This is a genomic window from Brevibacterium sp. ZH18, assembly GCF_022748595.1.
Classification (GTDB): domain Bacteria; phylum Actinomycetota; class Actinomycetes; order Actinomycetales; family Brevibacteriaceae; genus Brevibacterium.
The window spans coordinates 44719-59377 of the sequence record NZ_JALDSX010000003.1 but is presented as its reverse complement, the minus strand read 5'-3'; the positions used below and the strand labels follow the sequence as shown (position 1 = coordinate 59377).

Sequence of the window (14659 nt, the reverse complement as noted above, 5' to 3'; positions counted from 1 at the left end):
CCGGTCAGGAGCGCGGACGCTGCTGGAAGATCATACGGAACTTGCCGATCTGCACATCGGCGCCATTCTGAAGTTCGATGGAGTCGATCAGCTGGCGACCGACGTATGTTCCGTTGAGCGATCCGGTGTCTCGCAGGGTGAATCCACTCGGCGTGCGGATGAACTCGGCATGCTTGCGGGAGACAGTGACGTCGTCCAGGAAGATGTCCGCGTTCGGGCTGCGCCCCACGGTCACTACGTCGGTGTCGAGCAGGATCTGCGAGCCGGAGTCGGGTCCGGAGACGACGACGAGGAGCGCATCGGTGTCCTGCAGGCCCTCCATGTCTGGGACAGGGTGGATCTCCCCGGTGTGCGGGTCCAGGATTCCCTGGAACTGCTGACTGCCGGAGTCGCTGGAAACCGCTTCACCGTTGTTCTGGCGCTGCTGGTCCTGGTTATTCACGTCGTACGGTCCCTGACCCTGACTGTTGCCCTGTGGCTGATTGTTGCCCTGTGGCTGATTGCCGGAATACGAAGAGCCCGGGCCGAAGTCTGCACCCTGTGACGGATTGCCGTAGGGCTGGTTGCCGTGCTGCTGGCCTGCGTTCGGCTGGTTGCCGTATGACTGGCCGCCGTTTGGCTGACTGCCGTACTGCTGGGCACCGTTCGGCTGACTGCCGTACTGCTGGCCGTCGTATGACTGACCGCCATTTGGCTGACTGCCCTGTCGAGGCTGCTGGTGTGTCGGCTGAGGAGGCTGGAACTGATTCTCCTGATACTGACCGCCCTGGCTCTGCCCCTGAGGCCGCTGGCCCTGATTCTGCTGACCCTGATTCTGCTGGCCCTGTCCGGGGTTGCCGTATCGCTGGTCCCCGTACTGCTGGTTGCCAGTGTGAGGTCCGTTGGGCTGGGCTGGATCGCCGTATTGGGGTGCCTGGGGTGCCTGGGGTGACTGCGGAGCCTGCGGTGACTGCGGAGCCTGGGCACCGTTTCCGCCGACTGGCGTCTGGCCGTAGGGAGGGGTGCTCCCCTGCTCAACACCACGCTGGTCGGCGCCGGAGTTCTCGGCTCCTGTGGCCTCTTCACCGTTGCTGGCGCCGAATGGAAACTTCTTCGACTGCGGCACCTGGCCGTTGTCGTACCAGGTCTGCGAGGGGTTGGGTCGACCTTGGTCGTTATTCTGCGACATTACGCCTCCTCGCTCTGAATGAGCTCTTGGTACTGCTCGTTGTTCAACAGCGTTTCAACCTGCTCTGGGGCACTGAGTTCGACGAGGTACATCCATCCGCCTTCGAACGGAGCGGAGTTCACCGTCTCAGGAGAATCGTCGAGATCCTCGTTGATTTCTGTGATGGAACCTGACACGGGCGCAATGAGATCGGACACGCTCTTCGTGCTCTCCACCTCGCCGCAGGATTCTCCAGCAGTGATCGAATCGCCGACAGCAGGAAGGTCGACGTAGACGACGTCACCCAGCTGCTCTTGGGCAAAATCCGTGATACCCACACGGACAACAGCGCTGTTCTCCGTAGTCCCGACCCATTCGTGGTCGGTTGAGTATCGCAAAGACTCTGGATAATCCAGATTTGCCATGTCGACTCCTCTTAGCTTGTTGGTCCTCCAAGCATAGCCGCCTGGGATGCTTTCATAACAATCACGAAACGGAAATGTTACCGGCCGTTGAATCGTCCCTGGAATCATACCCGTCTCTCATATGACTACCTGGGATGATACCCGTTTTCTCAAGGTCACGAAATGCATTTTTGGCACTTGGCCGATGATCGTTATAGGCTTGGTCTCGTTGCCTTACGAGGTTGTTCGGGAACGGGCTATGGCGCAGCTTGGTAGCGCGCTTCACTGGGGGTGAAGAGGTCGTGGGTTCAAATCCCGCTAGCCCGACCATATGATGTGTCGCGATATCGTTCACTCGATGTCGCGGCACATTTCTCATTTCTGACACGCGTCTCTCGCAGCCACCGTTCCGGCCTTCACGCGTCTCTCGCAACCATCGTTCCGGCCTTCACGTGTCTGTCGCAACCATCGTTCCGGTCAGCCGCACAGCGACATGCCCACCAAGCTCGCACGCTGAAGCCCTCACCGTCAACGACCTTTCGTGAATGCGGCTCCGAGTCGCCCGGCGAACACCATCGTCAGGACGCCGATGACGATGAGCAGCGCCAGACCCCACCGCAGACTTCCAGCAGTCGCAATGACACCGACGAGCGGGCTGGTTCCCAAGAACCCGATCCGCATGATCCAGTTGACCAGCGTTACTCCCCCGGCCCGTCCAGCACCGGGAATGTGTGCGGCTGCACTGAGTGCGCCCGGCACGAGAGTCGCTGATCCGTATCCCATCAGCGCAAGGCCGACCAGCAGCTGAATCGGCTCCACCGCGGTCACCAGAGCCAGGCCGCCGAGTGCGATCAGACCACCGCCGAGGCGAGCGACCGCACCAGGCCCGAAGCGCTGGACGAAGAGATCCCCGCTGAATCGGCCGAGGCACTGGCTGCCGATGACGACGCTGAAGGCGATTCCGGCCGCAGCAATGGGAATCCCGCTGAACTGGACTGCCGCGATCGCCGACCAATTGTTCGCAATGTCCTCCACTGCTGTGCCGCACACGGCGAGCACGGCCAGAGGCAATACCGTAAGCAGGACTGCCCGTTTGGACCGCCTCGGCGCCCGGCTTCCCTCTGCCGATTCGGAGTCTGCGCGGCCTTCGCCGATCGAGCTCTCGCCGGAGACGGACTCGGGAGCGGATCCCCCATCTGCGGCGCCCCTGCCGTCGGGGTCAGGAGCCGCTCGAGGTGCAGCAGCCTCCCCGACCAGCACCCGGGCTATGACGACGAGCCCGACCGCGACGAGCGCAACAATTCCAAGATAAGGGCGCATGTCCATGCCGCTCGAGGCCGCAAACGTGGCAGCTGCGCCGCTGAGCAGACCGCCCAGACTCCACAGCGCATGCATCGATGACAGAATCACCCGCCCGAGGCTGTCCTGAACGGCGATTCCCACGACATTCTGCGCAACGTCGACGATCGCATCGAAGAAGCCGACGAGGAAGAGACCGAGGGCCATCATCCATCCGCTCGTCGACCAGGCGGTGGCGGCAGCAGAGAGTCCGAGCAGAACCGTCCCGCCGACGACAACGGCGTTGGCGCCGAAACGGGCGATGAGCCGAGCGGGCAGCACCGAGGAGGCTATCGCGCCGACGGCGAACGATGCGACGACGAGACCGAACTCCCAGGAGCTCAGCCCCAACCTCTCAACGAGCAGCGGATACCACGGCAACAGGGCCGCGAACACGAGACCATTGCTGGAGAAGTAGATGCCGACACCGGATACGGGTCCGATGGCAGACCTGCGCCGGGCGCTCATGCGGCGGACTCACTCCACCGTGTCACGCGGGTCTGTCCCGTTCTTCGATTCGACTCGCTCGGATGTCGAGGCCTGCTCGGCCGAGGATGACCAGGGCGACGAGGACTCCGAGCAGCTTCCACCACAGGCCCTCGGTCATGAAGATCAGCACCATCGATGCGAGGATCGGAGCCAGACGCGTCATTGACCATCCGACGTAGCCGCCAAAGCTGGGCATCGCGACATTTGCCGAGTCTGCAACGGATTTGACCATGAAGTTCGGTCCGTTGCCGATGTAGGTGATCGCCCCACCCATCACCGCGCCCAGCGACACTGCGATGAGCAGCGTCTCTGCGACGCCGGCGACCCTCGGCTCGCCAGGCACCTGGGCGGCCATTTCGAAGAACGTCACATACGTCGGCGCATTGTCGAGCACGGACGAGAGGCCTCCGGTGAAGACGAACAGCGAGATCTCATTGAGAGGAATCTTGTGGGCCACCTGACCGAGGTACTCCAAGGCCGGCATCATGGTGAGGAAGATGCCGATGAACAGGGCGCCGACCTCGAGGATCGGGCCCCAGGTGAACTTGTTGAGGTCGAATCGGGCTCCCCTATCCCCGAAGACAAAGGAGGCCAGCGCCGCCAGGAGCATCACGACCTCGCGCCACGGAACGTAGGCGGCGATTCCCGCGTGGCCGGACTCGATCGCATGGAGGTCGACTGAGGGCAGGAACGCGACGGCGACGATGATGACGGCGAGGAACAGCAGTCCGCTGGCTCCCCGCAGTCCTAGTTTCGTCACGTATTCGGCATCCTTGGCAAGCGCCTCGGCGGGTTCCTTCGCGTACATTCTCCGGTCGAGAGCGTAGAAGCTGATCAGGAGCATCGCGTTGACGAACAGCCAGTACGGCCACAGGCCGAAGGTCCACTCGAACGGGACTCCGCGCAGCATGCCGAGGAACAGCGGCGGATCGCCCAGGGGCGTGAGCAGACCGCCGCAGTTCGCGACGATGAAGATCGTGTAGATCACCGTATGGGTGCGGTGCTTGCGGTCCTGATTGGTGTTGAGGATCGGCCGGATGAGGAGCATCGCCGCTCCCGTGGTGCCGATGAAGGAAGCCAGGACACCGCCGACGAGCAGGAAGATCGTGTTGTTCTTCGGCGTGGCTTTGATGTCGCCGACGAGGAAGATGCCTCCCGAAGCGACGAACAGGCTGCCGACGAGCACGATGAACTGGAAGTATTCGAGCAGTGCGTGGGCCACAGTGGGTCCGGCTCCGCCGATGACGAACCACACGGCGATGGGCACACCGAGCACCAGCGCAACGATGAGCTTGACGAGGTTGCGGTCCCAGGTCTTCTCTGTGGCAGGAATGAGCGGCAACACCGCTATGCAGCCCAGCAGAAGGACGAACGGCAGGATGCTCCACCAGGCGACAGCCATGCAGCGGTCCCTTTCTCACGATGGTGTTGACGAGTTCCACCGAGCCCGTCGTCGATGACGAACTCCCACTCTACTGAATGCACGGTCGAGCTCCCGCCATGAGCTCACCTTTCGGACATCGACCTCGCGGCGGGACAGCTAGCTCCGTTGGCGAGACAGCAAACTCCGGTGGCGCGACAGCAGTCTCCCGCAACGCGACAGCAAACTCCGGTGGCGCGACAGCAGTCTCCCGTAACGCGACAGCAGACTCCCGTGGTGGGACACCAGGCCCACGATGTGACAGGCCCCACATTGCCTGTGGATGCGGTGTGCGTGCCCCACAGCAGCACGTGGATTACGCTGGTCTGGATTCGCTGACCGCGAACCGACGATTCTGCCTTCGCGCCGTCCGCAAAGGCGCACCAACTCCAGGAGGCCGACGTGTCCCAGCCCGAACCGACGTCTGATGGCAGGCTCCACGGCACAGAGCGAGTGAACTCCCGCATCGTCGGAATCTCACTGGCGGCCGCACTGGGCGGCTTCCTGTTCGGATTCGACACCGCCGTCATCAATGGGGCCGTGGATGCACTGGCCGAGGAGTTCGCGCTCAATGCCGGGCTCAAGGGATTCGCGGTCTCGTCCGCACTCCTGGCCTGCGCCTTGGGCGCATGGTTCGCGGGCAGTCTCGCCAACCGGTTCGGCCGTCTCCCGGTCATGGTCGTCGCAGCGATCCTGTTCCTCGTCTCGGCCATCGGGTCGGGGCTGGCCTTCGGGGTCACCGACCTCATCATCTGGCGAATGGTCGGCGGGCTGGGCGTCGGAGCCGCCTCGGTGATCGCTCCTGCTTATATCGCCGAGGTGTCGCCCGCCCGGGTGCGCGGACGTCTCGGCTCGCTGCAGCAGCTGGCGATCGTGACCGGCATCTTCGCCGCTCTCCTGTCGAACGCCCTCCTCGCTTCGCTCTCCGGCGGGGCTGCCGACACCTGGTGGCTGGGCATCGCGACCTGGCGCTGGATGTTTATGGTCGAAGCCATTCCCGCCGTCGTCTACGGTCTCATGGCTTTGGGCCTGCCCGAGTCTCCCCGCTTCCTCGTCGCCCGCGGCCGAGAGGACGAAGCCGCTCGGGTGCTGCGCGACTTCACCGGCGTCACCGACGCGGACTCGCTCATCGGCCGGATCCGCGAGTCGCTCAAACGCGAAGACAGAGAGTCCTTCAAGGACCTCATCGGAAACCGCTTCGGACTCAAACCGATCGTGTGGATCGGCATCCTGCTCTCTGTCTTCCAGCAGTTCGTCGGCATCAACGTCATCTTCTACTACTCGACGACCTTGTGGAAGTCCGTCGGATTCGACGAGTCCAGTGCACTGCTGACGTCGGTCATCACCTCGGTCACGAACATCATCGTCACGATCGTCGCGATCCTCCTCGTCGACAGGGTCGGGCGCCGGAAGATGCTGCTGGCGGGTTCGTGCCTGATGGGGATCTCGTTGGCGATGATGGCCGTGTCATTCTCGTTCGCCGAACTCGTCACGGCCGCGGACGGCACGACGAGCGCTCAGCTGGGAGCGCCCTGGTCGATTGTCGCCCTGGTGTCCGCGAACGTCTTCGTCGTCGGCTTCGGAGCCACCTGGGGGCCACTGGTCTGGGTGCTCTTGGGTGAGATGTTCCCCAATCGGATCCGCGCCGGCGCACTCGCTGTCGCGGCTGCCGCCCAATGGATCGCGAACTTCGCCATCTCGACGACGTTCCCGATCTTCGCCGACATCAGCCTGACCTTCGCGTACGGCTTCTACGCGTTCTTCGCGATCCTCTCGTTCTTCTTCGTCTGGTGGAAGGTGCCCGAGACTAAAGGCATCGAGCTCGAGGACATGACCGAGGACTTCTCAACCTCCCCGTCGACATCCCCGAAGGGCTGACCCGCACGGGTGCGGACCGGACGACCAGCGCCGAGGCGGGCCCTGGCTCAGCAGAATGAGGTCAGACGGATTCAGATCAGGCTGATTCAGATCCGGCGCGCTTGGATGGGGCGGATTCCGAGCCTGTCTCCTCCTGCTCAGGGCTCTTCTTCAACCCGATGATGAGGCCGCCGACCGCGAGGAGGAAGCATACGCTGACTCCGATCGTCAGGCCCGGCGCTGAGGCGTAGGCCATGGCCAGCGTCTTGAATCCGATGAAGCCGACGGTCGAGTAGATGAGCGCCCACACCGATCCGCCGACGACAAGCGCGGGGACATAGCGGCGATAGCTCATGGCGCTCGTTCCGGCAGCCAGATTGAGGACGGTCTGGACCCCGATCATCAGGAAGCTCACGGCGATCACAGGTGCCCCGTAGCGGTCGATCATCGCCTCGGCCTTCCGATACTTCGGACCGGACATGATCGCATCGATGCGGTCGACTCTGCGGATGCCGCGGCGGGCCAAGCGGCCGAGCAGATAGGTTCCGCCGGCGCGGACAAGAATGATGCCGAACATGATGAGCCAGGTGACAGCGAGCGGAAATGACCAGTCCAATGGGTTCATGGTCGTTCGCAGCTCTCGCGATGGTCTCCTCTGTTGCTCACACCGGAAGTCTACTCCAAGTGAGGTAAGACTGTCCTCACTTAGGGGATGAGTACTCGCCCATGACGGCGCTTCCCCTCACGCGTTCAGCGGGAGCACACGCTTGCAGCCAGGCGGCGCAGAGGAGCCGCCGACTCGACCGTCGATCCGGTGAGTCAGCGGCTCCTAGCGCTGCGGTTCTGAAGCTCGCAACCAGGCAACCAGGCAACCAGGCATTTGCCCCGCCAGTCAGCCAGTCAACCCGCCAGTCAGCCAGTCAGCCAGTCAACCCGCCAGTCAGCCAGTCAGCCAGTCAGCCAGCCAGCCACCCAGTCAGCCAGCCACCCAGCCACCCAGTCAGCCGGGCTGGTCTCGCTCAGACGAGTGCGCCGTTGAGGTAGACGGAGCTCACCTTGTTCTCGATTCCTCTGACATCCTCGGTGCTGAGGTCGCCGTCGATGAGGACGAGGTCGGCGAGCGCGCCCTCGGCGATGCGGCCGACACTGTCGTGGCCCAGCAACTCGGCCGCGACCGAGGTGCCGGCGGCGAGCGCTTCGGTCGTCGACAGGCCGACCCCGGCCAGCAGGCTGATCTCCTCAAGATTCTCGCCGTGCGGGCCGACTCCGGCATCGGTGCCCATCGCGATCTTGACGCCGGCCTCGTGAGCCTTCGAGATCGACGAATAGTGCGCTTCGATCACCGAGTGCGCCTTGTCGACCACGGACTGCGGCAGGGAGGCACCCGCCTCGGCGGCCTTGATCACGGCTTGCGGAGCCTGCAGGGTCGGGACCAGGAACGTCTTGTGTTCGAGCATGAGGTCGATGGCTTCGTCATCGAGGTAGATGCCGTGCTCGATCGAGCGGACACCGGCACGGACGGCATTCTTGATGCCGGGAGCACCCTGGGCGTGCGACATCACGTGTGCGCCCTGCGAGGAGGCTTCCGACACGATGACGGCGATCTCTGCCTCGGTGAACTGGGAGTGCTTGGGGTCGTCCCGCGGGGAGAGCACGCCACCGGTCGAGCAGATCTTGATGTGGTCTGCTCCTGCACGGAGGAGTTCGCGCACCTTGCGCTGCACTCCTTCGAGCCCGTCGGCGACACCGGAAGGGCGTCCGGGGTGGGGAGCCATGAACGGGGACTCAGCGCCGGAGACCAGGTGGAAGTCACCGTGTCCACCGGTCTGGGACATGATGTTGACGGCGATGGACAGTCGGGGGCCGCGGATCACTCCGGTCTCGACTGCGACCTTTGCGCCGAGGTCGGTCCCGCCGGCGTCGCGGACTGTGGTCACACCGCCCTTGAGCGTGCGCTCCATGTGATCGACCGAGTTGTAGAACTGCAGGGAGAACGGATCGTGGAAAGCCGATGTGTTGCCCGCTCCCGCGCTCGTCAGGTGCACGTGGCAGTCGATGACGCCTGGGATCAGGGTCTTCGTCGTACAGTCGACATAGGTGTCGCCGGCATCGTGGGAACCCTGACCACTCTCGGTCACCCCCACGATCGCTCCCCCGTCGACGACGACGTCGCGGCGCCCGGGCAGGAAGCGGACCCCGTCGAAGACTTTCGCATTCTGAAACACTGTGACCATGTGCACTCCTCATCTGTGATGACCGGCTCGTCATTGAGAACCGGTCTGTCATCGGGAAATCGACCCGTCATCGGCAGTCGACTCGTGGGCGGAACTCGACTTATCGGTGGAACTCGACTTATCGGTGATACTCGACTCGTCGGTGATACTCGACTGGGCGACGTATGCCCGGCCCTCGTTGTACATCTATCACGGACACCGGGGCCACGTCATGCCCGATCACGACGATAATGAAAACTCCATAGAATAGTGAAGATGTCCAGAAGTCGAAACGGCAGATCGACGGGAAACTGTTCACCTTCACGACACCTTGAGTCCGTATCGTCTCCGACGTCGTCCAGCGGCAGACACCTGTCCTGCTCGGCAGCACCTGCTCGACTCGGCAGCGACCACTGGCTCAGCAGGTCTGCCCGACTCAGCAGCACCTGTCCGACTCAGCTCCTTCGCTCTACCCGGAAAGTCCAGTGACCGAATACTCTGCGCAGTACCCACCCGTCGCCCGTCCCCGCGAGGACCGCACTCTCATCGACCTCCTCCTGGAGACGACCGGAGCCCACGGCGATCAGCCCGCGCTCGATGACGGACGCACGGTCCTCAGCTATTCGGAACTCATCACAGAGATCCGCAGCATGGCCCTGCAGCTGGCCGAGGCGGGCATCGGCCCCGGTGACAAGGTGGGCATCAGGGTGCCCTCGGGCTCGGTCGACCTCTACGTGTCGATCCTGGCGACCATGATGGTCGGGGCCGCCTACGTCCCCGTCGACGTCGACGATCCCGAGGAGCGAGCTGCGACGGTCTTCACCGAGGCGGCTGTGGCCGGAATCGTCACCGCCGACCGTGCGATCGAAGCTCGCAACCACAGGGGCCCGCTCGATCGTTCCGCACTGCGCCGACCTGCCCCCGACGACGACGCCTGGGTGATCTTCACTTCCGGATCGACCGGCACACCCAAGGGTGTGGCCGTCTCCCATCGTTCCGCTGCGGCCTTCGTCGACGCCGAGGCGGTCCTGTTCTGTCAGGAGGAGCCGCTGGGTCCCGGGGACCGCGTCCTCGCAGGCCTGTCCGTAGCCTTCGACGCGAGCTGCGAGGAGATGTGGCTGGCCTGGCGTCATGGCGCGTGCCTCGTCCCGGCCCCGCGTGCGCTCGTGAAGTCGGGCATGGACCTCGGCCCGTGGCTGTCTTCGCGAGGCATCACCGTGGTCTCGACGGTCCCGACGCTGGCGGCCCTGTGGCCGGCGGAGAGCCTCGACGCCGTTCGCCTCCTCATCTTCGGCGGCGAAGCCTGCCCTCCTGAGCTTGGCCGCCGGCTCAGCGACGAAGGACGCGAGGTCTGGAACACCTACGGCCCCACCGAGGCGACCGTTGTGGCCTGCGGTGCACGCTTGGACGGATCGGAGCCGGTTCGGATCGGCCTGCCGTTGGCCGGCTGGTCACTGGCCGTCGTCGACGGCGAGGGCATCCCGGTCGCCGACGGTGAGACCGGAGAGCTCATCATCGGGGGCATCGGCCTGGCCCGCTACCTCGACCCGGCTAAGGACGCCGAGAAGTACGCGCCGATGCCGACCCTCGGCTGGGATCGTGCCTACCGGTCCGGCGACCTCGTCATCTCCGATCCGGCCGGGCTCATCTTCGTCGGACGTGCCGATGAGCAGATCAAGCTCGGTGGGCGACGGATCGAACTCGGCGAGATCGACGCCGCACTCCAGGCGCTGCCCGGCGTCGAAGGGGCCGCCGCCGCAGTCAAGACGACCCCGGGCGGCATGGACCTGCTCATCGGCTACATCTCCACGAGCATTGGTGACGCTCAAGATCGGATCGCGGGCTGGGAGAAGTCGCTGCGCGCCGAACTTCCCGCGGCCCTTGTGCCGCGGCTGACGCTCATCGACGAGCTGCCGACGAAGACCTCCGGCAAGGTCGACCGCAATGCTCTGCCCTGGCCGACGTCCGACGCGGCCGCTGATGATGACGCTGCAGCCGCTGCCGGAGGAAAATCTGCCGAGAGCTTCGATCCGGCCACCTCGTGGATCGCCGAGCAATGGGCGTCGATCCTCGGCACAGCACCCCGATCCAACACCGACTTCTTCACCGCCGGCGGCGGATCTCTCGCGGCCGCGCAGCTCGTCTCGCGACTGCGCACACAGCACCCCAGCGTCACCGTCGGCGACCTCTACGCCCACCCACGCTTCGGCGCTTTGGCCTCACTGTGCCTTCGTGAGGACGGGGCAGCGGCGACCGCCTCTCCACGGCGGACGATCGGGCGGACCTCTCGGGGGATGCAGATCTTCCAGACGCTGCTCGCGATTCCCGTCCACATCCTCGGCGGGGTCAGGTGGGTCGTCATCGCCATGGTGCTCGCGAACCTCGGCGCCGGGCTCGGTGCGGACCTGCCGACGACACCGTGGCCCGTGATCATCACGCTGTTCCTCGTCTTCGTCTCGGCCTGGGGCCGGATGCTCATCTCTGCCCTCGCTGCCCGTCTGCTCATGCTCGGGGTCACCCCGGGCGACTATCCGCGGTCGGGATGGGTGCACAAGCGGCTGTGGCTGGCCGAGCACATCGCCGATCTCGCCGCCGCCGTATCGGTGGCGAGCGCACCCTGGGTGACCTGGTACGCGAAACTGCTCGGAAACAGGATCGGCCCCGACGCCGACCTCCACTCCGCCCCTCCGGTGACCGGCTTCCTGACCCTCGACGATGGTGCGGCCATCGAGCCTGAGGTCGACCTCAAGGGCTGGTGGGTCGACGGAGACCTGCTGCGCATCGGCACGATCGAGATCGGGGCCGGTGCCACTGTCGGCGCTCGGTCAACGCTCATGCCCGGCGCACGCATCGGCTCCGGTGCGCTCGTCGAGGCCGGCTCGGCTGTCACCGGCAAGGTGCGCCGCAACCAGATCTATTCAGGGTCGCCGGCGGTGCGGATCGGCAAAGCGAAGAAGAGTTGGCCCGCCCCACCACCGCGGCGTCGCTTGCCGTTCCTGTTCTACGCCCTCGGCTCTCAGATCAATGCCTCGCTGCCCTACCTCGCCGCGCTTCCCGGCCTTCTGCTCATGCTCGCGGTCTCGGGTGTGGGTGTTCTCGAGTCTCCGTGGCTCGTCCTTGCGTGGTCGCCGCTCATCGCGTGCATCTGGTTCTTCGTCACCGCACTGCTCATCCTGGCCTCGGTGCGGATCCTCTCGCTCGGAATGAGGGAGGGTGAGTTCCCGGTCCGGTCGGCCAACGGCTATCGGGTCTGGGCCACCGAGCGACTGCTCGATCTTGCCCGCGATCTGTTGTTCCCCCTCTACGCGTCGATGCTCACCCCTTGGTGGCTGCGGCTGCTCGGAGCCAAAGTGGGGCCAGGAACCGAGATCTCGACGGTCGTGTTCGTGCCGAAGATGACCACCATCGCGGCAGGGGCGTTCCTCGCCGACGACACGATGGTCGCCAGCTACGAGCTCGGACACGGGTGGATGCGCGCCGGCCGAGCCAAGGTCGGCAAGCGAGCCTTCCTCGGCAACTCGGGCATCGCCTCTCCCGGGCGGCGGGTGCCGAAGAATGCTCTGGTCGCTGTGCTCTCGACCGCCCCGGCGAAGGCGAAGAAGGGTTCGTCGTGGCTCGGGTCTCCCCCGGTCCAGCTGCGTCGGTCCGCCGTCGCTGCCGACGAGGCTCTGACCTACGCACCGTCGCTGCGGGTGCGTGGGGCCCGTGCGTTCTTCGAGACCCTGCGCATCACCTCGGTGATGGTCGGCGGTGGACTCGTGGGCGCAGTCATACTCACGATTCTGTTCCTGCTCGGACTGCCGGGAGGAGCCGAAGCCGGCGGTACGTCCTTCTTCGCCTCCGTCGCTCTCGCCCTGCTGAGCTCCGGCATTGTGATGATGGCGGCGGGAGCTGTGGCCGCAGGCCTCGCGGTGCTCGCGAAGTGGGTGTGCGTCGGACGGATCAGCGCGGGCGAGCATCCTCTGTGGTCGTCGTTCATCTGGCGCAACGAGGTGGCCGACTGCTTCGTCGAGCTCGTCGCGGCCCCGTGGTTCACGCGCAATGCTGTGGGCACTCCGGCCATCGTCTGGTACCTGCGGGCGATGGGCGCGAAGATCGGCCACGGTGTGTGGTGTGAGAGCTACTGGCTGCCGGAGACCGACCTCGTCGAGCTCGGTGACAATGCGACGATCAACCGCGGCTGTGTGATTCAGACCCACCTGTTCCACGACCGGGTGATGAGTCTCGACACGGTGGTGCTGGAGTCGGGCTCGACGCTCGGGCCCAACAGCGTCATCCTGCCGGCGTCCACATTGGGCACGAACGCCACGGTTGGGGCGACGTCGCTGGTGATGCGCGGAGAGTTCGTGCCGGCTCATGCCTATTTCAGCGGCAATCCTGTCATACCCTGGGTGGATGCACCAGAATTTTCTGCCGTCCACGGGGCACATGAAGTCGAAGCTGCACCGACGGAGCGCGGACATGCTTGATCCGTACACGCCCGGTGTCGGCAGCCCGGATCTCACGATCGACCACTACGACCTGAATCTCGACTACCGCATCGGCCCCAACCGACTCTCGGCCCGCGCTGTCCTCACCGGTCGCGTCCTTGCCGAGACGACGTCGATCGTCCTCGATCTGACCGGCCTGCGGGTCACGAAGGCCAGCGTCAACGGCCGCAAGGTCCGGTTCTCCACCCACGGCAAGAAGCTGCGGCTGACGACGGAGACCCTGCCGACGAACCAGCCGGTGCGCATCGACGTCTCCTACGTCGGCAACCCGCAGCCTGCGATCGGGACGTGGGGCGATGTCGGCTGGGAAGAGCTTGAGGACGGTGTGCTCGTGGCCGGTCAGCCGGTCGGGGCCTCGACTTGGTTCCCGTGCAATGATCACCCCTCCGACAAATCGAAGTACCGCATCCGGGTCCTCGTCGAGTCCGAGTACACCGTCGTGTCCAACGGGGCGCTCGTCGACAAGACGCGCAAGGCCGGTCGGACGGCGTGGACCTTCGAATCGACGACGCCGCTGGCCACGTACCTGGCCACCGTGCAGATCGGCCGTTACCGGCAGGGGCAGATCGCCGCCGAGGCGGGGGTCCCGAAATCGCCCGTTCCCCTTGGTCTGTATGCAGGCGAGCATTGGCGTGCGGCCTCGACCCGGTTGCGGGTTCAGCACGCCATGATGAACCTGTTTATCGAACGTTTCGGACCGTATCCCTTCGAGGTCTACGACGTGGTTGTCACCGACGACGAGCTTGAGATCCCGCTCGAGTCGCAGCCGCTGTCAGTTCTCGGGCCCAACCATTTGGGCACGGAATGGGAGGCTGAGCGCCTCGTCGCCCACGAGATGGCCCATCAGTGGTTCGGGAACTCGCTGACACCTCGGCGCTGGTCGGACATCTGGCTCAACGAGGGCTTCGCCTGCTACGCAGAGTGGCTGTGGTCCGAGGCTTCCGGGCGGATCAGCGCCCACGAGTGCGCTCTGAATTGGCGGGAGGCTCTGGCCGGCGAGCCGCAGGACATCCTGTTGGGCGATCCGGGCGGGCCCGATATGTTCGACGACCGGGTCTACAAGCGCGGTGCCCTGTGCCTGCACGCGCTCCGGCAGGAGATCGGGGACGAAGCGTTCTTCGCTGCGATCGGCGAATGGACCGCCACGCATCGCCACTCCTCCGTGGACACGGCGGACTTTGTCGAATGCGTGTCCCGCGTTGCGGACCGCGATATCGCCGAGGTGGTCCGTCCCTGGCTCTTCGAGCTCGAGCTTCCTGAGCTCGCTGACTGACTAGCTGGGCTGGGCTGGGCTGGTTGGA

The 14659-nt window shown here is 64.9% G+C and carries 9 protein-coding genes and 1 tRNA gene; 4 read left to right on the top strand and 6 right to left on the bottom strand.

Annotated features, from left to right (window positions below; translation table 11 throughout):
* Positions 1 to 4 precede the first annotated feature (4 nt).
* Both MPN20_RS17450 and gcvH read right to left on the bottom strand, forming a co-directional pair.
* Complete coding sequence (locus tag MPN20_RS17450; protein ID WP_347566788.1) at positions 5 to 1168, bottom strand: FHA domain-containing protein; 1164 nt, start codon at positions 1166 to 1168, stop codon at positions 5 to 7.
* Entirely contained in the window at positions 1168 to 1572 is a 405-nt protein-coding gene (gene gcvH, locus MPN20_RS01900) for a glycine cleavage system protein GcvH (RefSeq protein ID WP_242778809.1), read from the bottom strand. Before gcvH ends, MPN20_RS17450 begins: the two co-directional genes overlap by 1 nt.
* Before the next feature lie 232 nt (positions 1573 to 1804).
* Here gcvH and MPN20_RS01895 point away from each other — a divergent pair.
* A tRNA-Pro gene (locus tag MPN20_RS01895) sits at positions 1805 to 1881 on the top strand.
* A 198-nt stretch (positions 1882 to 2079) separates the two neighbouring features.
* Here MPN20_RS01895 and MPN20_RS01890 read toward each other — a convergent pair.
* Together MPN20_RS01890 and MPN20_RS01885 are read right to left on the bottom strand one after the other, a co-directional pair.
* Positions 2080 to 3357: an MFS transporter gene (locus MPN20_RS01890; RefSeq protein WP_242778806.1), complete on the bottom strand. Its 1278-nt coding sequence runs from the start codon at positions 3355 to 3357 to the stop codon at positions 2080 to 2082.
* A 22-nt stretch (positions 3358 to 3379) separates the two neighbouring features.
* Positions 3380 to 4780 carry a sodium:proton antiporter gene (locus MPN20_RS01885; protein ID WP_242778804.1) on the bottom strand — a complete coding sequence of 467 codons (1401 nt, stop codon included), beginning with the start codon at positions 4778 to 4780 and terminating at the stop codon, positions 3380 to 3382.
* Between the two features lie 420 nt (positions 4781 to 5200).
* Here MPN20_RS01885 and MPN20_RS01880 point away from each other — a divergent pair, with 420 nt between their 5' ends.
* A complete protein-coding gene (locus MPN20_RS01880) occupies positions 5201 to 6676 on the top strand; it encodes a sugar porter family MFS transporter (RefSeq protein ID WP_242778801.1) in 1476 nt (491 codons plus the stop codon).
* Positions 6677 to 6752: 76 nt separating this feature from the next.
* Here MPN20_RS01880 and MPN20_RS01875 read toward each other — a convergent pair whose 3' ends face one another.
* Both MPN20_RS01875 and MPN20_RS01870 read right to left on the bottom strand, forming a co-directional pair.
* On the bottom strand, positions 6753 to 7280 hold the full coding sequence (locus MPN20_RS01875; RefSeq protein ID WP_242778798.1) for a VTT domain-containing protein: 528 nt from the start codon (positions 7278 to 7280) through the stop codon (positions 6753 to 6755).
* 394 nt (positions 7281 to 7674) lie between these two features.
* The gene (locus MPN20_RS01870) at positions 7675 to 8889 is read right to left on the bottom strand and encodes an amidohydrolase family protein (protein ID WP_242778795.1); all 1215 of its coding nucleotides are present in this window, start codon (positions 8887 to 8889) and stop codon (positions 7675 to 7677) included.
* A gap of 464 nt (positions 8890 to 9353) precedes the next feature.
* On the opposite strand from MPN20_RS01870, the gene MPN20_RS01865 reads away from it, so the two are divergent.
* A complete protein-coding gene (locus MPN20_RS01865) occupies positions 9354 to 13337 on the top strand; it encodes a Pls/PosA family non-ribosomal peptide synthetase (RefSeq protein WP_242778792.1) in 3984 nt (1327 codons plus the stop codon).
* Complete coding sequence (locus MPN20_RS01860) at positions 13264 to 14631, top strand: M1 family metallopeptidase (RefSeq protein WP_347566787.1); 1368 nt, start codon at positions 13264 to 13266, stop codon at positions 14629 to 14631. Before MPN20_RS01865 ends, MPN20_RS01860 begins: the two co-directional genes overlap by 74 nt.
* The last annotated feature ends 28 nt before the right edge of the window (positions 14632 to 14659 follow it).

Excerpts from the sequence above, each read along its gene's own strand:
- MPN20_RS01890 (WP_242778806.1), bottom strand. The coding sequence starts at position 3,357 with ATGAGCGCCCGGCGCAGGTCTGCCATCGGACCCGTATCCGGTGTCGGC.
- MPN20_RS17450 (WP_347566788.1), bottom strand. The coding sequence starts at position 1,168 with ATGTCGCAGAATAACGACCAAGGTCGACCCAACCCCTCGCAGACCTGG.
- MPN20_RS01870 (WP_242778795.1), bottom strand. The coding sequence starts at position 8,889 with ATGGTCACAGTGTTTCAGAATGCGAAAGTCTTCGACGGGGTCCGCTTC.
- MPN20_RS01860 (WP_347566787.1), top strand. The coding sequence starts at position 13,264 with ATGCACCAGAATTTTCTGCCGTCCACGGGGCACATGAAGTCGAAGCTG.
- gcvH (WP_242778809.1), bottom strand. The coding sequence starts at position 1,572 with ATGGCAAATCTGGATTATCCAGAGTCTTTGCGATACTCAACCGACCAC.
- MPN20_RS01885 (WP_242778804.1), bottom strand. The coding sequence starts at position 4,780 with ATGGCTGTCGCCTGGTGGAGCATCCTGCCGTTCGTCCTTCTGCTGGGC.
- MPN20_RS01875 (WP_242778798.1), bottom strand. The coding sequence starts at position 7,280 with ATGAACCCATTGGACTGGTCATTTCCGCTCGCTGTCACCTGGCTCATC.